The 24020-nt window shown below is 61.1% G+C and carries 18 protein-coding genes and 2 pseudogenes; 4 read left to right on the plus strand and 16 right to left on the minus strand.

Annotated features, from left to right (window positions below):
• Window positions 1-29: 29 nt before the first annotated feature.
• The 4 genes from CJD35_RS20775 to CJD35_RS20790 all read right to left on the minus strand — a co-directional run bounded on the left by CJD35_RS20775 (window position 30) and on the right by CJD35_RS20790 (window position 5781).
• Window positions 30-836 carry an enoyl-CoA hydratase/isomerase family protein gene (locus CJD35_RS20775; RefSeq protein ID WP_006949678.1) on the minus strand — a complete coding sequence of 269 codons (807 nt, stop codon included), beginning with the start codon at window positions 834-836 and terminating at the stop codon, window positions 30-32.
• Window positions 833-1639 (minus strand): SDR family oxidoreductase, encoded by an 807-nt coding sequence (locus CJD35_RS20780; protein ID WP_006949676.1) that lies wholly within the window; start codon window positions 1637-1639, stop codon window positions 833-835. Before CJD35_RS20780 ends, CJD35_RS20775 begins: the two co-directional genes overlap by 4 nt.
• A gap of 48 nt (window positions 1640-1687) precedes the next feature.
• Entirely contained in the window at window positions 1688-3151 is a 1464-nt protein-coding gene (locus CJD35_RS20785; RefSeq protein ID WP_010408992.1) for a phosphotransferase, read from the minus strand.
• A gap of 362 nt (window positions 3152-3513) precedes the next feature.
• Window positions 3514-5781 carry a TonB-dependent receptor gene (locus tag CJD35_RS20790; protein ID WP_244917363.1) on the minus strand — a complete coding sequence of 756 codons (2268 nt, stop codon included), beginning with the start codon at window positions 5779-5781 and terminating at the stop codon, window positions 3514-3516.
• A 433-nt stretch (window positions 5782-6214) separates the two neighbouring features.
• Here CJD35_RS20790 and CJD35_RS20795 point away from each other — a divergent pair, with 433 nt between their 5' ends.
• Window positions 6215-6709 (plus strand): TetR family transcriptional regulator, encoded by a 495-nt coding sequence (locus tag CJD35_RS20795; protein WP_006949668.1) that lies wholly within the window; start codon window positions 6215-6217, stop codon window positions 6707-6709.
• A gap of 54 nt (window positions 6710-6763) precedes the next feature.
• Here CJD35_RS20795 and istB read toward each other — a convergent pair whose 3' ends face one another.
• The gene (istB, locus tag CJD35_RS20800) at window positions 6764-7609 is read right to left on the minus strand and encodes an IS21-like element helper ATPase IstB (protein WP_006949666.1); all 846 of its coding nucleotides are present in this window, start codon (window positions 7607-7609) and stop codon (window positions 6764-6766) included.
• Window positions 7606-9129: an IS21 family transposase gene (gene istA, locus CJD35_RS20805; RefSeq protein WP_081628012.1), complete on the minus strand. Its 1524-nt coding sequence runs from the start codon at window positions 9127-9129 to the stop codon at window positions 7606-7608. Before istA ends, istB begins: the two co-directional genes overlap by 4 nt.
• A 174-nt stretch (window positions 9130-9303) precedes the next feature.
• Between istA and CJD35_RS20810 the strand changes: the two are divergent.
• Window positions 9304-11253: pseudogene (locus CJD35_RS20810) on the plus strand (Tn3 family transposase); the annotation flags it as partial.
• A gap of 57 nt (window positions 11254-11310) precedes the next feature.
• Here CJD35_RS20810 and CJD35_RS20815 read toward each other — a convergent pair.
• Window positions 11311-14268 (minus strand): Tn3 family transposase, encoded by a 2958-nt coding sequence (locus CJD35_RS20815; protein ID WP_095687550.1) that lies wholly within the window; start codon window positions 14266-14268, stop codon window positions 11311-11313.
• A 139-nt stretch (window positions 14269-14407) separates the two neighbouring features.
• On the opposite strand from CJD35_RS20815, the pseudogene CJD35_RS20820 reads away from it, so the two are divergent.
• Together CJD35_RS20820 and CJD35_RS20825 are read left to right on the plus strand one after the other, a co-directional pair.
• Window positions 14408-14958 (plus strand): annotated as a pseudogene (locus CJD35_RS20820) (recombinase family protein).
• A complete protein-coding gene (locus CJD35_RS20825; RefSeq protein ID WP_095687551.1) occupies window positions 14955-15743 on the plus strand; it encodes an SDR family NAD(P)-dependent oxidoreductase in 789 nt (262 codons plus the stop codon). Before CJD35_RS20820 ends, CJD35_RS20825 begins: the two are co-directional and overlap by 4 nt.
• 320 nt (window positions 15744-16063) lie before the next feature.
• Here CJD35_RS20825 and CJD35_RS20830 read toward each other — a convergent pair whose 3' ends face one another.
• Genes CJD35_RS20830 through CJD35_RS20870 form a run of 9 tightly spaced genes read right to left on the minus strand, consistent with a single transcriptional unit; the run spans window position 16064 to window position 24016 of the window.
• Window positions 16064-16294: a hypothetical protein gene (locus tag CJD35_RS20830; protein WP_004213230.1), complete on the minus strand. Its 231-nt coding sequence runs from the start codon at window positions 16292-16294 to the stop codon at window positions 16064-16066.
• A gap of 59 nt (window positions 16295-16353) precedes the next feature.
• Complete coding sequence (locus CJD35_RS20835; protein WP_004213229.1) at window positions 16354-16803, minus strand: hypothetical protein; 450 nt, start codon at window positions 16801-16803, stop codon at window positions 16354-16356.
• 39 nt (window positions 16804-16842) lie between these two features.
• Entirely contained in the window at window positions 16843-18021 is a 1179-nt protein-coding gene (locus CJD35_RS20840; protein ID WP_004213228.1) for an LPD7 domain-containing protein, read from the minus strand.
• The gene (locus tag CJD35_RS20845; RefSeq protein ID WP_004213227.1) at window positions 18011-19927 is read right to left on the minus strand and encodes a type IV secretory system conjugative DNA transfer family protein; all 1917 of its coding nucleotides are present in this window, start codon (window positions 19925-19927) and stop codon (window positions 18011-18013) included. Before CJD35_RS20845 ends, CJD35_RS20840 begins: the two co-directional genes overlap by 11 nt.
• Window positions 19905-20897, minus strand: coding sequence for a P-type DNA transfer ATPase VirB11 (gene virB11, locus CJD35_RS20850; RefSeq protein WP_004213226.1), 993 nt, complete (start codon window positions 20895-20897; stop codon window positions 19905-19907). The genes CJD35_RS20845 and virB11 overlap by 23 nt, the downstream gene beginning before the upstream one ends.
• Window positions 20894-22162, minus strand: coding sequence for a type IV secretion system protein VirB10 (gene virB10 / locus CJD35_RS20855; RefSeq protein ID WP_004213224.1), 1269 nt, complete (start codon window positions 22160-22162; stop codon window positions 20894-20896). Before virB10 ends, virB11 begins: the two co-directional genes overlap by 4 nt.
• Before the next feature lies 1 nt (window position 22163).
• On the minus strand, window positions 22164-23006 hold the full coding sequence (locus tag CJD35_RS20860; RefSeq protein WP_004213222.1) for a TrbG/VirB9 family P-type conjugative transfer protein: 843 nt from the start codon (window positions 23004-23006) through the stop codon (window positions 22164-22166).
• Window positions 23003-23686, minus strand: coding sequence for a VirB8 family type IV secretion system protein (locus tag CJD35_RS20865; RefSeq protein WP_004213217.1), 684 nt, complete (start codon window positions 23684-23686; stop codon window positions 23003-23005). The genes CJD35_RS20860 and CJD35_RS20865 overlap by 4 nt, the downstream gene beginning before the upstream one ends.
• A 9-nt stretch (window positions 23687-23695) precedes the next feature.
• Window positions 23696-24016 (minus strand): hypothetical protein, encoded by a 321-nt coding sequence (locus CJD35_RS20870; protein ID WP_004213216.1) that lies wholly within the window; start codon window positions 24014-24016, stop codon window positions 23696-23698.
• Window positions 24017-24020 lie beyond the last annotated feature (4 nt).

The following is a 24020-nucleotide window of genomic DNA, read 5'->3' on the forward strand; positions in this document are numbered from 1 at the left end:
TTCCGAAGATGTTGTCCCGGCTGCGGCGCTCACCGCTTGGTCCGCTTCACGAGCTCGGCCGCATAAGCTGGACGGCGCTTCTCGAAAAACGCGGCGACTCCCTCCTGAAACTCAGGCGCGCTGCCTGCAATGACCTGATTGCGGTCCTCCATCGCGATTGCCGCCTCGAGGCTCGGCGCATCAATTGACATCCGAAGGCATTCCTTCGTCAGCCTGAGACCGAGGGGTGACGTCGTCAGCATCGCGTCAAGGAGCGGCTCCGCGGCGACTTCCAAGTCCTCGTCAGCCACCACGCGGCTTACTAGACCCAGCTGCAAGGCTCGTTCGGCATGGATGAAATCCCCCGTCATCATCAGTTCGGCGGCGAGACTCGCCCCGACGAGACGGGGGAGGAAGTATGAAACGCCGATGTCGCATGCCGAAAGGCCGATCCGGACGAATGCCGCGTTCATCCGCGCACTGGCTCCGGCGATGCGGATGTCCGATGCGAGCGCCATGGCGAAGCCGCCGCCGCAGGCGGGACCATGGACCAGACTGACGATCGCTTGGGGGCAATACCGCATCTTCAGGACGATTTCCGAGACCCTCCGCTGGATTGCGAGGTGCGCGGTGGCGTCGAGATCGCCGCCGCCCGTCGCTCCGAGGTCGAGACCCGCGCAGAAGGCGCGTCCTGCCCCCCGCAGCAGCACCACACGGGTGTCGGTATCGCGGGACAGGCTGTCGAAGTACTCGTGTAGCGCCTCGACAAGCTCGGGACTGAGAGCATTCAGCCGATCGGGGCGGTTAAACGTCACCCAATCGACCGCGCCGCGCCGATCGATCTCAAGCGTCATCATCGACGGTCCGGAAGGGTAAGGGCGTCCGCCGAGGCGTCGCCGAGCAGGAGGCCACCATCGACCTCGAGCACCACCCCAGTGATGTAGCGGGCATTGTCGCTCGAAAGGAACAGCGCGGCATCCGCGATGTCGCGCTTTGTGCCGTAGTCCCGCAAGGCAAGACGGCTCTTCAACTTGGCGGTGGCCTCGTCCGACGGAGCAAGCCGGGCCATCCCCTCGGTGTCTCCGATCGGGCCAGGCGAGATGGCGTTGACGCGGATGCCGGCCGGGCCCCACTCCATCGCCAACGTCCCAGTGAGATTGTTGATGCCCGCCTTGGCCGCGCTCGCATGCGCCTGGAACATGACCGGGCGCTTGGCTTGGCCGGCCGTGATCGAGATCACAGACGCACCAGGCTTGCGAAGATGGTCGAACGAGGCTCGGAGCACGTTGAACGTGCCGAGCAGGTCAATCTCGACCACCGTACGGAAGGCGTTGGCCGACAGCCCGGTCGCGGGCGAAAGGAAATTGCCTGCGGCGCCAGAGATGACCACGTTGATCTCGCCCCACTTCTCGGTAGTTGCAGCGAACGCACGCGAAACGGCGTCGAAGTCGCGAACGTCGGCAACCACGCCGATGGCGTCGGCGCCCGTCGCCTTCACGCGCTCAGCCGCGACAGCAATCCGCTCCTCATTGCGGCTGATGACCGCGACGTTGGCGCCCATCTCGCCGAAGCGTTCGGCGATGCCGAGGTTGATGCCCGTGGATCCGCCAGCGACGAAAACGGTCTTGCCCTTGAAGGCGCCCTTACGAAACAGATCCATGATGTTTCCTTTTCGGCGTAGTTAGCCAGCTAGGGGCCGCGACCCCCGTCACATTGTAGAAAGCGAGCGTATGGCGCCGAAGGCATCCCAGTCGCGAACGGCGGCGCAGTTGCGCTGAACGAGGGTGGTCAGAAGCTCGACACCGCGTGCCGAGCGCTCGACGGTACGCGCGGCCGGCACGGTTGCAGCAAGCTGCGCCACGGCCTGAGCGCGGAACATCATTTCCGCCGATGCGAGATCGTAGGCCGGGGAAGCCTTGGCGAGTTCAGCTGCATGCTCCGCGATCCAGCGTCGATCGTGCTGGCGCCGCATGTCGACGGGCACGCTGCCCGTCAGGAAGTAGGCCAAATCGAACTGCGGGCTCCCGACCCCGGTCATCCCCCAATCGATGAGCCACGCCTTGATCCCGGACGGGCCCGCCTCGAACAAGATGTTGTCGACGCGCGGGTCGCCGTGCAGCACCGTCTTGGTGCCGACGGGCAGGTTCACCCAATCAAGATAAAGCTGCTCGAACCTGTCGATCAGCTCGTAATCGCAGGCGTCAACGGCGCTGCCGAGGAATTCCTTGAGCGCTGCGGCGCCTATCCGGTACGAATCATGAAACATTGCCGCACGGGGCTGGCGATCGAACAGCCAGTCACTCGGCTCCGTTCCGAGGAACTTGGCGTGGAGGTGTGACAGCGCCCGTACCACCGCGTCCGCTTCCTCGACCGAAGCGCCCCTGACCTGGTCGCCTGGCGTGGTTCGCGTCGAGAGATCTTCGAGGACGATGTTGGTGGCGCCCGTGTCGGGATTGGTCGCGGCGAAATATACCTTCGGCGCCGAGATGTCCGGATGGTCGCGCAGGAAGCTGTAGGTGTTGATCTCACGCTCATAGAAGCCCACCCGCTTGTTCGCAGCGTCGATCTCGGGGGTTGACCGGTTGAACTTGCAGAAAAGCGTGGTGGGATAGTTTTCGGGGTCGGCATTGTAATGCAGGACGACGCGAGCAGTCTCGCTCAGCGTGCCGTTGCCGATACGATCCACCGACTGGAGCACTCCAACGCGCGGGGTGCTCTTGTCGACAGAGGTTAAGATATCCTGGATCCAGTCGGTATCGATACTGCTCAGCGACGGCAGGATGGCGGGCTCGCGCGCCTCCCGCTCCGCACCGTCGCGACCCCACAGGCCGGGAATGTAGCCGGAATTCCAGCAGTGCGACAGGCGCCCTTCCTCCACCCGGAACACCTCAATGCCGCAGAGCTCCCGCTCACCCCCCTCCCGGATCGTCATGTTCCAGACTGAGCAGACATGATGCTCGTCGGCGACCAGCACCTCATGGGTGAAGAAGGGAAGCCTTGTCCGCTGCGCCGCGACGCGCGCGATCTGCTGATCGTGCGTGAGGCTCGTAACCTCATTAGCGTCGTGCCGGACGATAGGACTCGCACAGATTTCGCGGATCAGTTCCAGGTTCCCGTTGTTCCAGACTTCTTCCCAGTACAGGTTGATGAGTTCGATGCCCGAGCGATGCATATGAGGATCCTTGATGCTAAACTGAATATACTGGGACAGATACGGGTTGCGCGCGCCGCTTCACCGCGAAAAGGGGCGTCCGAGGTAATCTTCCAGGTCGCGCGCGTACCTGCGGGCGACGATGCAACCCTCGCCTTGAACGCCAGACGGCGATTCCGGCGGGGTCGCTTACTCATCTGGCCTCCTGTGCCGCCACCACCATGGCTGTCGTCAGGCCGGCGACCCACTCATCCCGCTGGTCAAATTTCCCGACCCACCTCTGTGGGTGTTTTACCATCAAACCCCGCGATCAAACATCTAACTGATTTGAGCTTGCAGGATCGCTCATCCGAACGACCCTGCCCGCATGGCGCTCGCTCGGATCAGAAGGAGCGGCTGAGGCGCGCGCCCCACGTCCTGGGGGCACCCCAGTGACCGATATATCCAAACCCGAAATTACCCGTAACAGTCTTGTATGCCTTGTTGCCCAAATTGTTGACGAACAGCGACAGCGTGGTTTTCCTGTCCACATCGGAGATCGTCGCGTTTAGGTCAACCACGGTGTAAGGCCGTTGTCGGTCAAGGGCGTCGAGGTTGAAGTAGGAGAAGACGACGGTCGAATTGTGCCGCGCACTTGCGGTGAGTTCTAGCTCGTTCAACAGTTCTCCGCCAAGATCGAAACGCTTGGATGCACTCGCGTTAACGGTCCACTTCGGCGCGAAATTCAACGTCTTTCCAGCGAGATCGTAGGGGACGAGCGTCAGCAGCTCCGTCGAGGTGAACTCCGTGAACTCCGTGTGCACGTATGTGGGCGCAAGGGTGAAGGTGAGGTCGGGGACTGGGCTGTATCGGATCTCAAGTTCGGCGCCATACGCCTTCGCTTGCGCATTGTCCATGAGGACGCTGTTCGGGGGAACCGACTTTTCGACCTGCAGGCCCGAATAGTCATAGTAGAAGGCCGCGAAGTTAGCAGTCAGTTTGCCGTTGAGCAGGCGGGACTTCACGCCAAGCTCGTAGGAATCGAGCGTCTCCGGTCCAAAAGCCGGCGCGGAGCCATCGCTTGCCGGCAGGTTGCCGCCGCCGCCCTTGTAGCCGCGGCTCCACTGGATGTAGCTCTGGATTTCTGGCGTGAAATCATATTGAAGGGCAACCTTTGGGAGCAACTTGGTTTTTTTGATGGTGCCGCCCGCGACTGCTACCGTAGGGATGAGGGGTTCAAGGCCCGAAATCGACTCATACTCATTCTTGTCGTAATTGAGGCGCATACCCACATTCAGCCTCAAGGCGTCCGTGAACGAATAGGTCGCGTCGAAGTATGCCGCAAAATTGTCCACTTTGGCTTGCTGGCCAAGATTTTGCGTCAGGACCGCCGCCGGATCCGGATTCTCGAAGATGTAATCTAGAAGACTCTTATATTCCTCGTGGTAATAGAAGGCCCCGAGGATGAAATTAAATTTATCGAAATTTCCGAACAGGTTGAACTCCTGGCTTATCGATTCGGATCGACGCGGCCAAATCGCCGTATATAAGTAGGGAAATGCGGTGCCATCGCCTTCGTTGGCGGTCCGCATCTTCCCAAGGATATAGTTCGTCAGAGACTTGACGGTGATCGCATCGGACGCCTCCCACGTCACGCCTGCCTGGCCGATGAGCAGCTTGTTTACCGCACTGTGCGGGCGATTCGAGATCGTCTTCCAAGGCTCATTCGTCCAATCCACCCCTTCGACCCCGAGGCTGATCGGCCCAACCGGGCTCTGGTCGATCTTGGCCGCATTGTCCTCATCATAGCGGAGCGACAGGTCCACCGTCAGGCTAGACGTAGGTGTCAGGCGCAGCGCGACACGGCCATATTTGGCGTCCGTTCCGCCGCCATTACGCTCCACCACGTTAAGGGGCCTGAGGATGTTTTCGACCGGGCCATCCTGCTTCTCACGTCCGCCGCTGAGCCTGATCTGCACGCCATCGGAGAGTGGCCCTGAGACAAACCCGCTTATACCGACCTGATTGCGGCCTCCTACAATAGCGTCGATGCGCCCCGTCCACGTCTTGGTTGGGCTAGCGGAGATGAAGTTGACCGCACCGCCCGTAGCATTGCGGCCATAGAGAGTCCCTTGCGGCCCGCGCAGGACTTCGACGCGATCGAGGTCGACCGCGCGCAGGGTTCCCATGAAAGGCCGGGGCAAATAGGCGCCATCCGAATAGATCGCGACCGTCGGTTCGGACGAACCAGCCACAGAGGTCGAGCCGACGCCGCGGATAGTCACAATGGTGTTGCCGAAGTTGGGGACGAACACCAATCCAGGAATCACATTGGCCAGGGCTATGGTATCAGTGACGCCCCGGCTGAGAAGGGTGTCGCCACTCACGGCGGTGATCGAAGCGGGAATATCCTGAACGCTGACGCTGCGCCTCAGCGCGGTCACGACGATGTCGGAGCCGTCATTGCCGCCACTCGACGGCGGGGCCTGAGGCTCTGACGCGGCCGACCCGGGCTCGGTTGCGCCGGCACCCGCAGCCACGGGAGTCTGAGCCCCTGCACCAGAGACAGGATCGTCGGCGGCGTAAGCCGGGGGAGCCGCGATCGTCAGGGAAGCGAAGGCGGAGGATAGCAGATGAACGCGGCGGAACTTGTGCTGCGATGAGCTGGCCATGAAATCAGTCCTTGGAACATGTATGTCAGAAGAGGGCGAGCGACATCGGCCACCGCCCGGATCGGGGGTGGATCTCGCGTCGCTCAGGACAATGAGGGGCCTAGTCGGAGACGACAGGCCGTTGCGGCATACGCCGGGACCCCGCCCATCGATGGATGTGTGAATACTTCATAGGACCCCCTGCCCGAATCGAACGGCTGTACAGGTAGGTGTATCGTGTGAATCTTCTATGACAGCCGGAGAAACGCTCGTGGGTATCCTGTGCGGATGCGCCGTCGGCGAAGCGATATGCGCGATGCCGTCCTGCTCAGGGAGCAAACTTGGCAACGGTGTGGTGAGGCTCTATCTAGATTGGGAAAGCCAGCCGAATTCGGGCGGAGCTTAATTCGAACGGCTGTACAGAAGGGTGTCAGGTTTGAGTCGCTTGCGATATATGTCCGATGAAGCCTCGCCCCAGGCAGAGCGGATGAGTGAGGCCGCGTATGACCTTGCCGAAGAGAGCGGTCTGGCAGCGCTCAGCGCACGAAGTCTGGCGCGAAAGACAGGAATGAGCCCGTCGGCAATCAATTACCACATCGGCAATCGCGAGCGGCTCATCGCGCAGATCGCGTTCAAGGCTATCGCGGTATCTAGCCGCTGGCGGCAGTCGCAGGCCGCTTTACAGGAAGAGGGTGCCCCGAGGTGGGCCGAGCTTGATCACGTGTTCACGTCGCTGTTGCAGGATCGGTTGAGCACCGGCCGTATGGTGATGGCACTTTTGCAGGAACTGGAGAACGAGGCCGTCGCCAGCGGTCAGACCGCTATCGAAGAGGCGCTGCGCGAGGAAATGTTCGCTGAAACGGCGTTCTGGCGCGATCTGGCAATCCGCCATGGCGAAAGCGTGGATGCGTGTAGCGCGACATCGTCGGTGACTGGTCAGCGACATTGATGGTGATGTGTCAGCGGTGACGTTGGGGATAGTGTCACACGAGGTTGGCCTGGATCAAGAGGCGTTGTCGCGCAGCGATGTCGCTGGCATGGTTTCGATGTCGCTGGGCGATGTCGCTGGATCAGGAGCACTGTCGCGGAGCGATGTCGCTGAGGCCAGGGCGGATCGCCTGCGATAGCTCTCGACGTTCATTTCCAGGATAGTGGCGTGGTGAACGAGCCTGTCGATGGCAGCGACAGTCATTGCCTTATCCAAAAAAATGGAATCCCAACCGCTGAATGGTTGGTTGGCGGTGATCATGATGGAGCGCCTTTCGTATCTGGCAGAGATGAGTTCGAACAGGACGCTGGTCTCTGCCTGGTCCTTGCGGACGTAGGACAGGTCATCGAGGATGAGCAGGTCGAAGCGGTCGAGCCTGGCGATCTCCTGGGTCAAGGTCAGGGACTGACGTGCGGCCTGCAAACGCTGGACGAGATCGGTGGTTCGGGTGAAGAAGACCCGGTATCCGCGCGCGACGAGCTCGTTGCCGATGGCGGCTGCGGCGTGGCTCTTGCCGGCACCGGGCGGACCAAATGCCAGAAGATTGTGGCCCGCCTTGAGCCAGGCATCTCCTTGGGTCAGAGCCATGACCTGGGCCTTGCTCAAGGTGGGAACGAGGCTGAAGTCGAAGGCATCCAGGGTCTTGCCGGGAGGCAGCCGTGCTTCTGTAAGATGGCGCTGGATCCGGCGTTGTTCGCGTTCGGCGAGTTCCAGTTCGGCCAAGGCTGCCAGCAGGCGCGAAGCCGGCCACCCCTCCTTGTCCGCTCGTGAACAGAAGTCCGGCCAGAGACGGGCAATGGTGGGCAGACGCAGCGTGCCAAGCAACATGGGCAGCTGGGCGGTGTCGACAGTGATGCTCATGCGGCCATCTCCCTGGCGGTGAGCAGATCGTCGTATGTGTCAGGCTGGGGAATATCGACGACCACATCGGCCGGCTCTTTGCCGGGGCGTTGGAAGCGCTCCTGCAGATCCCTCAGATCGGGTAAACCCTGGCCATCGAGTATGCCGGTCAGGGTCGCGGCGAGCTCAGCCTCGCAGGCCTGGTCATGCGCAAGCCACAGCAGCCCCACCATGCTGCGGCATGCGGCGGCTTTGGGAAGCGCACCCTCCAGAGCATCCCAGCAGCGGCGATATTCGCTGCGAGGGAAGAGCTTGTCGCGATAGACAAGGTTTGCCAGCGCGTGGGGCTTGGTACGCAGGCTGTGGATCACGTGCCGATAATTGACTACGTGGTCATGACCGCCCCGTCCGCGATCGGGCGCCCTCCCGCGTGGCAGGGTCTCGATGGGCTGCCCGGCCAGATAAAGGTCGATCCGGTCATCGAAGATCCTGGCTCGCAGGCTATGGCCGATGAGCCGGGAAGGCACGGTGTAGAAGACCTTGCGCAGCACGAAGCCGCCCGATGAGGTGACGAGCACCGTAGCTTCATCATAATCGCAGCTGCGGCGTGAAGGTAACGGGCGCAGGTGCTCAGCTTCGATGCGCAAGGCATCGCGCCGCCGGGCATTGTGGCGGCCCACGATCTGGGCGAGGAACGTGCGCCAGTCCTCGATGGAGGCGAAGTCACGTGTCCCGCGCAACTGGAGTGCCTGATCGAGCCGATCCTTAAGGTGACCATGACGGCTTTCTATGGACCCATTCTCATGGGCGACCCCGCGATTGTTGCGGGTGGGCTCCATCTGGTAATCGGCGCACAGGGCGGCATAGCGGGTCCGCAGATCTTCCTGGGCATCTTGCTCCAGGTTGGCGAACGCCGCGGAGAGGCTATCGGTGCGATGCTCGTGCGGCACGCCGCCAAGCTGCCACAGCGCATTCTGAAGGCCGCAGGCCAGCGCCGTGAAGCTTTCTCCTCCCAGCACGACCTCGGCATGCTCCCACCCGGAATAGACCAGCGCGAAGTGATAGATCAGGTGCGGGCTCGGATTGCCGGAGATGGTGACCTTCAGATCGCGGGCGTCAAAGAAATCCGACATGCCCTGTCGGCCTGGCGGATGGTCCTGCCGGAAGATGACCTCACGCTCTGGTCCATACTCGGCCTTCCATAGCCGTATCCGGCGTTCCAGGGTCCTGCGGGCTGGTGTTAGATCGAGACCGGGGTGGCGTTGCTCCAGCTCCCCAAGAATAGAGATGGGCTTCAGGCCCGGCGTGCTCTCGAGCAAAGGCACGATTTCTTTATCCCACAGTTCGGCGAGCGGATCTGGCCTGCCGCCGCCATGACGTCGCTCCCGGCGACGCTCCGATGGCGACCGGGGATCTTTCTCTGTCCGGTAGCCCGTGCTGGTGGAAAAGCCCGCCATGGCGGCGGCCGCTTTTTGCGGGTGTTTTTGACGAAGGGACATGTAGTACCTCTGCTGTTGGTCGGTGATGGGACGGCCAGGCATCCGATCCTCTTCTTGGCGTTGAAGATCGGACCATCCTGACCGCTGTCGCCGCCAACGGCACGGGGAAACCCGCGCCCGTGTGGGGGAAGCTACGTCCGGGCTACGCCCGGCCTCCGCTTCCCCCCACACGTCATCTACGATGTCGCTGACCCTTCAACTGCGATGTCGCTGTGCATGTTTGACCGACTTATCGGCGGCATGTTCACGCGCGCGCGGCGTGGGCGCGAGCGTCGCTACCAAGATAGTATTCAGTCGGTGGGGCAACTCATGCGGCTGTTTGGCGCCACGATTACAGCACTTGATGAGGCTGTCCAGAATGGCGGCGATCCGCTCGAATTGATTGACGAAGCGGTGGGCTGGCACCGGCTTGTTGCGGCAAAGGCCCAAGTAGATGCCCTTGCTGATCTTGCCGGCGAGGACGCACTGGTAACGGCAACCGAGCGTTACGCCACGCTACGGCGTTTCAGCCCGGCATTTCTGGACGCCTTCACCTTCAAGGCGTCTGGAACAGGGACGGCACTGATCAAAGCCATCGATGTCATTCGCGATGCGAACACACGAAAGTCGCGCGACCTTCCCGATGGCGTTCCACTGCCATTCCCCAATCGGCAGTGGAAGCGTCTCATCACCGAAAGCGGCCGTATCGACCGCCGACGTTATGAAATTGCGATCATGGCAACCTTGCGTGATCGTTTGCGCGCCGGTGATGTATGGATCGAGGGAACCCGCAACTATCAGCGCTTCGATGCCTATTTGCTGGGTCGGCGCGACGCCGCCAAAGTGGCGGATGTGCTTCCGTTCGATTCAAATGCTGCATCCTACCTCGCTGACCGGGCACGAAATCTTGACTGGCGGCTGCGCCGATTTGCCAAGCAGTTGAAAACAAACAAGCTTGAGGGAGTGTCGCTCGAACGAGACCGGCTCAAGCTTCAGCAAATGCCGCCTGTCACCCCACCGGAAGCTGAAGCCCTCGATCGCAAGCTCGATACCCTGCTTCCCCGCGTGCGCATCACCGAGCTGCTGCTTGAAGTCGCCGAACGCACTGGTTTTTTGAACGCATTCCGTGACCTGCGCTCAGGCAAGGAGCACGACAACCCCAGCACGGTACTCGCCGCAATTCTGGCTGATGGCACCAACCTCGGGCTGGAGCGGATGGCCAATGCCAGCGAAGGCGTCAGCTATGCCCAACTCGCATGGACCCACAACTGGTATCTTTCACCCGAGAACTATCAGGCCGCGCTGGCCATGATCATCTCAGCCCATCACGAATTACCCTTCGCGCGGCATTGGGGCGCTGGCACCAGTTCGTCGTCCGATGGCCAGTTCTTCCGGTCGGGGCGGAGCCGTTCAGGGGCGGCGGACGTCAATGCCAAATATGGCGCCGAACCTGGCGTGAAAATCTATTCTCACCTTTCCGATCACTTCGCATCATTCGGATCACGGATCATGTCCGCGACGGCAGGTGAAGCGCCTTACGTGCTCGACGGGCTTGTCCTGGGCGCCGGCAACCTTCCGTTGCATGAGCACTATACCGATACCGGCGGCGCCACCGATCATGTTTTCGCACTCTGCCACCTACTCGGGTTCCGCTTCGCGCCCCGGCTGCGCGATATTGGCGACCGCAAGCTGGGTTCGGTCGCTGCGCCATCGACATACAAGGGCATCGAAAATCTGATGGGCCGCACCATCAAAACGGCAGCGATCGAGGCCGATTGGGATGACATCGTCAGGATTGTCGCCTCAATCAAGGATGGCACGGTGGCGCCGTCAGTAATCTTGCGAAAACTTGCCGCCTACAAACGCCAGAACAGGCTGGATTTTGCATTGGCTGAACTGGGCCGTATCGAGCGCACTTTGTTCACGCTCGATTGGCTTGAACAACCGGAACTGCGACGTGCCTGTCAGGCCGGTCTCAACAAAGGCGAGGCGAGGCACACGCTTGCCGCCGCCATCTATACCAACCGGCAGGGTCGGTTCACCGATCGCTCGCTGGAAAATCAGGAATTTCGCGCATCTGGGCTGAACCTGCTGATTGCGGCGATTTCCTACTGGAACACGGTCTATCTCGACCGGGCCGCCCAGCACCTCAACGCTGTCGGCACGACGTTCGATGCGGCACTGCTTGGGGTGACTACACGAAAGTGACGTATCTGCACGCTAAGGGCGAACGGATGCCGAACATCACGCGGCGAGCAAGGAACTGACGGCGCGAAGGGGTCGCAGGACATCCGGATCGGGGCGATCATCGACATTCCAGCTATAGTCGCCGGTCAGCGAGATATGCTCCCAGCCCAATGGTGCGATGTGGCGCGCGATTTCGTCGGGCGCGCCGATGTCCACCAGCGCCATTTCGAGATAACGGGTGTTCCACAGGATGATAGCGGCGACGAGCAGGTTGAGGCCGGATGCGCGATAGGTCTGATTTTCGAACCGCCGGTCGCGCAGCTCGCCGAGCTGGTTGAAGAAGAGCGCGCGGGCGAGTGCGTTGCGGGCCTCGCCCTTGTTGAGTCCGGCCTGGGTGCGTCGGCGCAGGTCGATGTCGCGCAGCCAGTCGAGCATGAAGATCGAGCGTTCGAGGCGACCAAGCTCGCGCAGCGCGAGGGCCAGTCCGTTCTGTCGCGGATAGGCGGACAGCCGACGCAGCATGGCCGAAGCGGTGACGGTGCCGGTGCGGATCGACGTGGCGAACCGCAACAGTTCGTCCCAATGGGCCCCGACATGGGCGATAGCGATCGGATCTCCCGTCATCCCGGCCAGCAGCGGTCCGGCTTCCTGACCCGGCAGCAGATGCAGGCGTCGGTCTTTTATGTCGCGCAGACGCGGTGCGAAGCGGTAGCCGAAGAAGGGCATTAGCCCGAATACATGGTCCGATGCCCCGCCCGTGTCAGTATAGTGCTCCTCGATCGTCAGGCCGGTTTGGTGATATAGCAAGCCGTCCAGGACATAGGGCGCTTCGCCGGCGGTCGCGGCGATCACCCGGCTCGCGAAGGGATCATATCGATCCGAGACATGGGTGTAGAAGGCAACACCCGGTTCGTTGCCGCTGCGCGCATTGATGTCGCCGATCGCGGCCCCGCGACCGCCGGCATGAAATTGTTGTCCGTCGCTCGACGAGGTGGTGCCGTCTCCCCAGAGTGCGGCAAGCGGCATGGTGCGATGGGCGTCGATCAGCCGCGCTAACGCCTCGCCATAGGCGGCTTCGCTGATATGCCAGTCGTGAAGATGGGCGAGCTGGCGCAGACTTGCGCCCCGGCAGGTCTCTGCCATGCGGGTGAGGCCGAGATTGATCCCATCGGCGAGGATGACGGTGAGCAGGGCATTGCGATCGTCGGCCTCCCGGCCCGAACGCCGATGGACGAAGCATTCGCTGAACCCGGTCCAGGCATCGACCTCAAGCAGAATATCGGTGATCTTCACGCGGGGCAGTCGATCATAGGCGGCGCGACGGGTAATCTCGGTAGCGGGGGGTGTCACCGCCTTCAGCGGCGAGATGATGAGGCCGCTTTCGTCAAGTCTGACCTGGGGTAGCTCACCCTGTCGGGCTAGAACTGTCACCTGATCGATCGCCGTGTCGAGCCTGGTGCGCCTTTCCTCGATATGGCGTTCGAAGTCCGTTTCGATGGCGAGAGGCAGCGGTCCCTTTTCGCGAAGCGCCGCATAGGTGGCCGGCGGGATGAGATAGCTGTCAAAATCGCGAAACTGGCGGCTTCCCGCGACCCATATGTCTCCGGCTCGCAACCGCTCGCGTAGCTGTGAAAGGGCGCATAGCTCATAAGCGGCACGATCGACGATACCGTCCCGCAGGACGAACGGCCGCCATGCTGACGGCACAAAGCGCAGCGGTACGCCATCAGGCAAGCGGCGTTTGCCGGTCCGGTATAGCTCCGCGATAATCGTCAGCGCCGACAGGAGCCCCTGCACCGCACCGGCGCCGCGAAATTCGAAGGCATTCAGAAAAGCGCCGGCAAAGAGCTTCACCGTGCGATGCCGCTCGATCAGTTCAGCGGTGCGATCGACGGTTTCGGGTCGGCCGAGCACTTCGGCTTGCTCGACCGCCACGGCGAAGCGCTGCCAGTCCAGGGCATCGATCTGCGCCAGCGAATCCACGCCTTTGGTGCGCGCGTCGATGAGGATGCGGCAAGACCCCGTGAGTGTCCGAAGATGGCCCTGCAGTTCCCGCACCGTCTTGAGGGCTTTATCGCGGGTCCGGTTCTCGGCGCGGCGCACCATGCTGCCCAACAGCTTGTCGAACATCGTCAGGGTCGCGTCGGTCAGGCTTTCCTCAAGCCGTATGCCGGTTGCCGCCAGCGTCGCGTGTCGGCGCAGGGCATTGAGTTCGCCAAGGTGCTGGGGCGTGATGCGGCTGCCCTCGTCCGCCAGCCTGTCAAAAGTCGAAGCCGGGATCATGTCGGCGCGAGCGCGATCGAGGCCCAGCGCGCGGATAGAGGCAAGCCGTTCGATCAGTCGCAGGATGTTGCGCGCTGCCGGCGACTGTGGCGCGTTGCGCAGCCAGGATAGCCATGTCGCGGTTTCCCCCGTACGTCGGGCCAGCAGATCGTCCAGACCCTGTAGCGTGTCGGGTTGCAGGCCGTTTGTGAGCACTTCATAGGTAAGCTGCTCTGCTTGCTGGCGAGCCCTTCGGAGCACCGCTTCGAGAATCGACGGGGAAGGCAGGAGGATCTGTCGACGCCGGAGTTCGTCGACAATAACCCCTGCCATTTGGCCCGGGCGGATGATGGTCTGCGCGATCGGGATCGAAAAGGCCACGATTTCACGAAACGCTTGGCGATCGAAAGCCCTGAACCCGTGCGATCGTCGGATATCGACGAGATGCTCGCGGCGGGTCTGGTCCCGATGGGCATAGTCGGCAAAAGCTTCCGGCGAGACGCCGAGTTGCCGGCCCACATAGGCAAGCACCGGGCCGGGCGGGAGTTCGCCCGCTTCAAGCGCGCGGCCAGGCCATCTCATATAGAGCAGGAGCATCGCAAAGCCGAGCCGGGTGGCATCGCCGCGACGGCGACCGACAATTTCCAGATCGTCGCCGGTCAGCGTATAATGACGCACAATCTCTCGCTCATCGAGCGGCGCGTCATAATGCCCCGCCCAGATTTCCGGGCTCACTAGTCGCCGCCTCGCCAAGCATCATCTCCTTCGCTGCTGCTGTCCGTCAGACGACCGTTGAACGGTCACCGGGAATGTGTCCGTTTACTCTGGACCTGCAATGGCGATTCGGACAAGGTCGCGTGATGATGGGAAAACGGACACGACAGGGCAGAATGTGGCGCTGATCGGTTATGCGCGCGTCTCCACGCCGGACCAGAAGCTATCGCTCCAGCATGACGCCCTGGAGCGCGCGGGATGCGAACGTGTTTTCGACGATCAGGCATCGGGTGCCAGGACCGACAGGCACGGGCTTACCGAAGCATTGGCTTATCTGCGCGCCGGCGACACGCTGGTCGTGTGGAAACTCGATCGGCTCGGCCGCTCGATGAGCCACCTCATCGACAAGATCGGCGAACTGGCATCCCGCGGCATCGGGTTCCGTTCGCTCACCGAGAACATCGACACCACCACGCCGGGGGAATGCTGGTGTTCAACATCTTCGGCTCCCTCGCGCAGTTCGAGCGTGATCTGATCCGCGAACGCACCCAGGCTGGCCTGCGCGCTGCTCGTGAGCGCGGCAGCAAGGGCGGCCGTCGTCCCGTCGTCACCCCCGACAAGCTGCGCAAGGCGAGAGCACACATCGCGGCGGGGCTCACCGTGCGCGAGGCAGCCGCCCGTCTCAAGATCGGAAAAACCGCCCTGTACAAGGCGCTGGAAAGCACATGACACCGCTGCCGATCAGGAACTCGTGGGTGCTGGTTACAGGGGCCTCGACCGGTCTGGGCAGGGCGTCCGCCCTCCATCTGGCGGCATTGTATCAGGCTAAGCCGCTGATTGTCGGGCGACGGCTCGACAACTTACTGGATCTGCAAGCCGAAATTGGCGCGCGGTTTGATGTTCCATGCGAGATCATAGTGGCCGATCAACGTGAAATCGATGGCAGGGAGAAGATCGCGGCCAGGGTTACAGAATTGGAAGTAAAAGCAGCTTTGCTCGCTGCCGGACTGACGAGCGCCGGTCCGTTCGATGCTGGCCGCGCCAACGCCTATGCCGAGGTGATTGAAACAAACATACTCGGCTTCACGGATTTGCTGGCCCGCTTGGTCGAAATCTTCAAGCGGCAACAGTCTGAATCCTCAATAATCGCGGTATCGAGCCTGGCAGGCGAAACATCCGTACCGTTCCAGGCGGTTTACGGCGCGTCGAAAGCCTATGTGAGTAATCTCATGCGGGCACTTTCCGTCGAGCTTGCGGGGACGGGAGTGAGCGTCGGATCTTTCGCACCAGGGGGCATCGACACCGACATGGCTGCCCTCAGCGATCTGAAGTGGGGGAAGTTGGGTTTGATGGACGTTGATCGGTGCGCGGCCCATGCGATCCACGCCCTGGTTCATCGGCGATCCTTCGCCATACCGGGGATGGGCAACAGGCTCACATATTTGGCAAGCAGGGCTCTACCTCGATCGTTGGTCAGCCGGCTTGCCGCCCTCCCATACAGGCGCCCGCAATAACGACACATGTTCGCGGACAGGTTGAACACGTCCTTCAGCGCTTACCGAAAGCCTATGCTGGCAGCGGACCCCATTTGTTCGCCCTTAGCGTGCAAATTCGTCACTTTCGTGTAGTCACCCCTGCTTGCGCACCTTTCTCCGATGGGCTGGGCGCACATCAGTCTGACCGGCGATTACCTCTGGGAGCAGGCCAGGCGACTTCCAGCAGGTGAATTCCACCCACTCAACGAGCCAATGGCGCGGTTGAAGCGTGTAGCGTAGCCCATGTTCCGCTTATGTCCGAGAAATCGTTGTCTGGCGAACAAACCTTGAGGTGACGCCTACTTGCCGTGCTTGGTCCAACCAACGCTGTTTGCACGTTCCAAAGCGACCAAGGCGTCTGATACCGCCTTCTGCGCGACTAGAAGATAACCTTCGGCAATGCTGGGCCATGTTAGCTCATCGAACGGATTTGTGACGTTGCCGCTGAAATAGTCGAGAGCTTCATGGGCGCGTGCAGCCGCCTCGATTACCTTGGCGGTATGTTTCTTTGCCCTGTCAGATTTCTTCATCGTGCCTCATGAAGCCATAGCCCATCAAGAGATCGCAAGCGGTGGCAGCTGCCACCGCTCTACCTTCCGTCAGTTTTGAGCCTGTCACGATCTACGGACAGCTGGGGTAGGACCGGATACTTTAAGGCTTCACGCTCCCGCGCCCGACCTTCATCTATCCCGTATGATGTGCCAATCATCAAACCTACGAAGAACACGGGGATCAAGAGCAGAAGCATCGAGCCGAAGCGTGTTCTACGGCGAGAGCTTTGGATCGCGAGCGCATCACGTTGCAGCTTGAGAGCTGTTATGATCGTCTCGGTAGCAAGGGTGATTTCATGGGCGTCGTCGCCCACATTTGTAAGCAATTGCTCAACGTCCGTCAGAGGGCGTTCCACCTGTTTACCCACTTCGCTTAGATCAGACCAAGCGAGGTTTCTGGAATGAATCACGCGAAGCAAGGTTTCAATGTGACGATCGAGATCGGACACGCCTCTCGATGGCACCGGATCAGACCGGGGAATGTTCATCGTGCGGTTTCCTGTTTCCAAAAGGCATGTGCCATGCACTTAGCGCGAGCGGGACGGCTTCCGCTCCTGCTGGCGAAGCGTCAAATCCTCGCGCGCTATGCGGGTAGCCTCGTTCTGGCGCTGTTGCTCGAAACGGGCCGCAGGAATCGGTCCGCCGTTCTCAATCCGCTTGGCCACCGTTTCCTTCGCGTTCTCGATGTAGCGCGCCTGATCCTCCTTTTTGGGAAAGCGCGTTTTAGCTTCGATTGAGGCCGCCAGGACGTGCGACTGCGCGGCCTTGAATTGCGGATCGGTCGCATTCTCGCGGTGGGAGTTACGGCGGAATTGCTCGGCCGCTGCGCGAGACTCGGTAGGGTCTTGCTTTGCCATGCTCGCTCTTTTCGTAGGGTCTTGAGCTTCGCGCGCCTTGTCACGCGCCGCCAGTCTTTCTCCCTCAAGCTTCAGCTGGGGAGAAGGCTCGAAGTCTTTGACGGCGACACCGGCGCGGGCGGCTTCCAGATAGACCGCCTTCTTGAAATCATCGCTGCCATGAACACGGATCGACTGCCAGCCATTATGCTTCGCAATGGCGACCGCATCGCCAATCGCATGGTCCTTGTTGATCCGAATGCCATCTTGTCCCTTGATCGACATATCGGGCTTTTCATCGCGGCCGCTCCGAAACAGATCGTCGCCTACGCGCAGATATTTGCGTTCGATCTGCGCCGGAAGGGCCAAGGTTGTATCCTCGACCTTCTTGTCTTGGTTCGCCGTCTTCGACGGAGCGTCGGCGCGGGAGGGCGCAGGCTCTGATTTTTCCGCCTTCGACCGTTCGCCCTCAACAATATTCAGCGCCTTGTCGGCCGGGGCCGATGGTGCCGCTTCGCGCTTTACCGTCCGAGGCCAAGCCTCAACATCGGCCAGCGCGGCGCGCTCGCGGGGCTCCAATTCAGCGGCAGGCGCCCCGCGTTTTACGGCGCTATGATAGTCCCTAATAGCAGGGCTTAAGTATTGCCCCACCGGCGTTGAGCCATCGTTCTGCCAGTCCGTGGATGCTAGCCAAGCAGTTTTGCCACCTTTCTGCATCGTCAGCGAATGATCGCCATTGTCCGCCTTGACGTAAGCCTGCATCGCATCGGGAAGAGTAGCGAACGACTGTTTGCTGTTCCCCGGTCCGCCGCGAACTTCGAAAGGGCGTGGCTCAGATGCACCGCGCTGGCTTGTGTCATCATCGGCCATATTCTTCTCCTTCACTTAGAACTAGATCCCGGCGCTGGCCTTCCCACTCCTCTTTTGTCGGGTCGGGACCAATAATGTCGTCGAAGTCGATTTCATCGAAAGCCATGCTGCCGTCCTTCACTGTCAGGTTCGGCATGTCGCGATCGAGGGCGAGAACGTCTTCGGGAATGTCCTGCACCTGGTCATCGGCCAGTGCGGAATAATCGTTGAAAGCCGCCAGCTCTTCATCGCTCAGATCATCGATGGTCGCGATCGGGGCGATCGGCTTGGGCAGCGCCGGCACTTTCGGCGCAGGCGTCAAGCGCGAGCGGAACACGGCATCCTTGAAGTAGCGAATTTTCTTCCCGCGAATGACGGGGATACCGCCCCGGATGACGAGAATATCGTCTTCGGGCAGCTGCATCAGCTCTTGAGGGAGCATCAGTGCGCGCCGCTGTTCGGAGATTGTCTTGCTTCGATTGGCGAGCAATCCATGTATCGTCAGGGACCGGCTTTCCGCATCCTGACCGAGATAACCGAGGCGTTCGGACAGTTCCTTTGCGACCCGCAGTTCCTTGGGCGTGAAGGCAATTTCGACCCCGCAGTTTGATACGATTTCGTCCGCGCCATGCTCCCCATAGACATTTCGCAGCTGGGAGCGTGACTGGATGACGGGAAGCAGACGAAGCCCATAGCCGCGCACATAGGAGAACGCATTTGCAATGACCTGGGCGCGGCCGAGCCGCGCAAATTCGTCCAGAATGAGCAGCACGGACAGCTTTTCGCTATCGTCGGGCAGTTGCCGCGTGTTGAGGTCGATCAGCTGTTGGAAAAACAGATTGTAGAGCGGCGCGACCCTATCGAGTTCATCCGGCGAAACGCCGAGATAGATCGAGGTCGGGATGCGGCGAAGGTCCGTCAGGGAAAAGTCGCTTTCGGCAGTCGCGCGATCGACAATCGGATTGATCCAGAGATTGAGCTTGGAGGTGACGGTCTGGATAATGCCGGTGAATGTGTTGTCAGCGCTGGACGTAAAATCGCTCAACGCAGCGCGGCACCCTTCCGATAGCGCACCATCGCCGGCTTCCTTGGCGAAGAATGCCTTCATCCCTGGCATCGTGATGGTCCGGTAGATCTCGCCAAACGAGAAGGGACGTTCAGGCTTGGCCGCGATCCACGATGCAATGCCGACAAATGCCGTGCGGGCTGATTCCGTCCAGAACGCCTCGCCCTTTTCCGGAGGCACGAAGAGCATCGTGGCGATCTTCTGCAATTCGACCAGAACCTCAATCGGGTCGGACCTGTTGATGTAGCTGAGCGGGTTGTAGCGGGCCGTGCGGCCTTCCCTGTCCGTAGGGTTGAACAGGACAACCTTTTGGCCGCCTTTGCGGCGGAAACCCGCCGTGATTTCGTAGTTCTCACGCTTAATATCGAGCACGACAACCGAATCCGGCCATTGCAACAGATTGGGAATGACGATGCCGACGCCCTTGCCCGATCCGGTAGGGGCTTCGAGCAATACATGCTCCATCTTACCCACCATGAGAAAGCCGTTGCGGAAAAAGCCATTGCGGAAGCGGCCGAGCACAATGCCCTTTTTCGCGCGAAGGCCCGCCTTGCGGATTTCACCTTCGCGCGCGAAACGAGCTTCACCGTGAAGGTTCTTTTTCGGCCGCAGGACGATCGCCATGAGCAACACCGGCAACGGCACGCCTATGACCGCGCCTCGCCAAAGCGCTTCGGTCACGACAGGATCATGCCGGTAATACCAGAAGAAGCCGGGGAGCGTGAGCGGATCATAAGCCGCGGCGGGCATCTTAAGGAAGAACCACGCCACCGTGCCGGTCAGCAGGCCGATCAGCAGGAGCGTGATCGGAAGGAGGACGAGGGCCAGTGCGAGCCTGTTAGAGCCTGTTTTCTGGATCAAAATATATCTCCGTCACGCGAAAGCGGCCTTCGACCTTCTTGGTCTGCACGACCACATCAACCAGCAGCTTGAGCAGGCTGCGAATGTCGTCACGGGCCAGATCGGCGCCGCCCTCGCTTTCCTTGACCAGCAATGTCAGCTGTTCGAACGCGAGTTCGGCCGAGTCCGCATGGATCGTCGTGATCGAGCCGGGATGGCCTGAGTTGACGTTGCGGAGATAGAAGAACGCGGTGCCGTCGCGCAGCTCCTGCAACAGTATCCGGTCAGGCCGCATACGCAGGGCCGATTCCAGAAGATCCTTTGCAGAGATTTTCGCGGTGCCCTGCTTGTCCTTCGCGTAGAGCATGTGGACCACGTTGCGATGCGGAACGACCAATTCGCGCGTGTCTTCGATCGTCAGCAGCCGCTCATGCGGCGGAATGAGCTGGATCAGCCCTTTAGAGAGCGTCGTCTTTCCCGAGCCGGTAGCGCCCGAAATCAGGATATTCTTGCGGCCTTGGACCGCCTTTTGGAAAAATTCGACGTGCTTTCCTGCGTCGAGCAGATCGCGCAATTCAACATCGAGCGGCGAGACTTGCCTAGTTGCGATCTTTGTCTCGCTAAACAGCCCACCGCGCTCGAAGTCCTCCATCGTCAACGTCACCGATGACGGTTTGCGGATGGTGATGGACACGGTGCCGGCAGGGACAGCAGGCGGCACAACCAGCTGCACGCGCTCACCGCTGGGGAGGATTGTGGAGCAGATCGGCGTGGACTGGCTTATGTCCTGATGCGTGAAAGCCGCCGCTGCCCGCGCGAGCGCGAGCAGCGACTTTTCATTGAGGTCAGGCAATGTCTCCCAGGACCATCCATTGCGCGTTTCAATCGCCGCTTCGCCAGCCTTGTTAATCACCAGCTCCGTTACGTCCTCACGCGCAAGAAGAGGACGCAGCGGCAGCAGGGCGTTTTCGAGGACAGCCGTATTGCTCACTGGCCGCGCCTCAGCCGCAGGCCGTAGATGTTGGAGAAATCGAAGTCGCGAGCGACCATAATCCCCACTTCCGCGCCCTGATTGATGCGAAGCACCGGCTGAATCTGCATCGTGTCCCGCAAGATCGTGTCCGACGCTTGGCTGGGAACCCGCGTGACATTATCGGCGTCGGAGACTTCCGAGGCGGCGATCGAGGCGGCATCGTTGAGCGAGCTGAACAACAGCGCGGCCCCGAAGCGTTCCCAAAAGAAGTTCTTCACGCCGCCTGCCATACCTGAACGGCCAAGCGCGTCGCTGGCGGGCGAACCTACGTCGATCGCCACGCCGCGAGGCGTAACCGCGCGGTTCCATACCGCAAAGAGACGATATTTGCCGCGCTGGACGCCGGTTTGATATTCGCCCAAGACGCGCGTTCCCTTTTCCAGCAGGACGACGCGGCCGTTGTCCGAATAAATGTCGCGGGGAATGATGCAGCTGACATATCCGGGCTGACTGGAATCCATCGCCGTTTGCAGCACGCACGGAATGAACGACCCTGCGAGGATCAGCATATCGCGGTTGCCAATGTCGCGGCCTGACACCCGATCAATTTGCGAGGTTTGGCGCATGTTTTCGAGATTTGTCCGGCGCGATCCACCTTGCCCATCACCATCGGCCGACGCACCAATCAACTGCGCGCCCTGTGCTCCTGTGCCGCCGCCCATGGGCAGGCCGGTGGCAGCTGCCACCGCTCCACCGACCCCGCCGCCGTTTTCGCCACCATAAGCCATGATCCCGGCGCGGCGTTGGGCCTCAGCGATGACTTGCCCCTCAGACTTTTGGGGGCGGCCATTCGCGCCGCCCGTGCGGGGCGCTTGGCTTCCATCAAGCGCCGGCACTTCCGTCATGGGCACCGGCGCGTTCGGATCATTTGGCGCATCGGCAAGCGTGGGCGCTATGATCGACTTGGGATCGTAGTTGGCGAGCTGCCTTTCATCCGGCTTTTCCGCTTTCTCGGCCTTTTCGGTTGGATCGCTCCGCATCGCGTCGATTGTGCTGAAACCGAGAACGATCGCGCCGCAGGCAACCGCCGCGAGAACGACCGCCTTTTTGGGGTCGATCGACCTGTTCGGCAGAGCGGCAATCTTCGCCTGGCGCTCGCTTTGCCGCTCAATATCTTCGGGATCGGGCACCGGCTCAGACGCGAGGGGCCGGTTTTCGACCGTCTCGCCCTGCGAGATGATGTTGTCGCCATGCGGCGCGTTGTCATGATCGTTCGCAGCCATTTTATTGAACCCCCGTGGTTCGCTCGACTAGGCCAGAGGCCGTGTCAGTTTTGGGATCGCGCCCGTAATAGTCGGTTTTCTGATTGTGGATGCAGAGCACTTCGAGGCCCCGGCGCAGCCGGATTGTCCTGTAAACCCCGTGCAGCACCACATATTCATCGCGCACATCGAAGGAGGCGATGGCTTCCGATCCATCAGGATTGACGACGAAGAACGCCGGCAATTCACGCTGGTTGGGGAAGCGCATCACGGTGAACTGTCCATTGTCAGACACTTCGGAGGGCTGGATGGCCGTCGATCCTTGCATGATGTAATCGGCGTTGCGTGTGCCTTCCAGCACGCCAATATCGAGCGCGGACTTCACCGCGCCGCGTTCCAAGGCTTTCAGCTGGGCCAGCTGGGCCATTGCGGCTTGCGCCTGCGCCTCGGCCGCTTCCTGTTCAGGATAGCGGAAAACGACCGTATAGAAGCCGCTGCCGCGCTGCGTTGGCGACAGAGCGAAGCGGTAGCTGCGCGGGCCGTAGCGTGAACGGGTTATGACTGTCAGGTTCGTGCGACCCGCGCGCTCGCGCGGTTTGATGAAAAGCGAATTGGCAGCCGGTGCGACTTCCCAAGACACGGTATCGCCCAACGCCACATGCTCGACTACTTCATCCTTGGCGAAGACGATTTCCGTGGCGATGCGGAATACACCCGGAATCTCATAGACTTGCCGATCATTGTAGTTCGCTTCACGAACCCGGTGATCGAGCACCGTCGCATGAGGCGTTTCTTCGGCCATCGCCGGCGACGCAGCTAGCGCGATCGCGAGCGCAAACGGGGCGCTCCACTTCAACACGGTCATTGGGGCACCTCCACGTCAGCGCGATAGCTCTCGACCTGATAGCCAAGCGGATTCTTGAAGCGGTCCACTTCCTTGCTCGGCGTGCCATCGACCTTGTATTTGATGGTCGCGACGGCATCGGTTTTGGTCGAGTTCGAGCCGGTCACAGATTCCTTAGTGAAATAGACCTGCGCGACGTTGCCGCCCAGGAACGACACCCGCTTGATTTCGACAAAAACATCAGTGCGGTTCGCAAGGATGTTTTGCGGACTTTGGGGATTGTCGGTCTTGTAGAAGCGTGACCACCGATCCTGTTCGGGCCGCGCCGACATGACCATGACCGCATCGAAATATTCTTCGCGAGCGGCCGCTATCCAGCCTTCGCGATAGCGGACATAGGTAGCGAGGAAATACTTACGGACCGCCTCGTCATAGGTGATCGTCGCGTCACCGTGGAGCTTGGCGGCGATCGACGCCTCGCCCGTGTTACGGTCCACCGTGATAACATATGGCTCGACCGTTTTTAGAGGCGTCAGGGCTGCAACGGCCACAACGCCAGCAGTCGCCAGGGCGCCAGCAACGCCAGCGACGACCCACGCCAGCTTTTTGGAGCGCTCGGCCGCCGCAAGCTTGTCACGTTCCCAGCTTGCAGCCTCTTCAAAATAGGCTTTCAGCTCGTCCTTTGGAATACCAACTGCCATCGTAACACCTCAGCAATTCGAGTAGATCGGGCCGCGCAGCGAGGCGCTTAGACGCGGCACTTCGACCGCCCGCGATGCGTCCGACTGTTCATTGCCCGGAGTGGAGGGGTCTGCCGGGGCCGCGTCCGGCGTTGCCGGTGCACCCTGATTGAACACGTCCACATTTGCCGGCGCGGTTCGCTGTGCGGCCTGATCCGGGATTGTGGGGAGGGTAAGCCCATGCGGATTTGCAGGCCGCATCGGCCCCTCACATTTGGCTGGCTTTTTGACGGGCTGACCTGCGCAGGCCGCCAGCGCCAGGCAGATTCCGAGTCCAAGCAACTTGCGCATATTC

This window comes from Sphingobium xenophagum (genome assembly GCF_002288285.1).
Taxonomy (GTDB): Bacteria; Pseudomonadota; Alphaproteobacteria; order Sphingomonadales; family Sphingomonadaceae; genus Sphingobium; species Sphingobium xenophagum.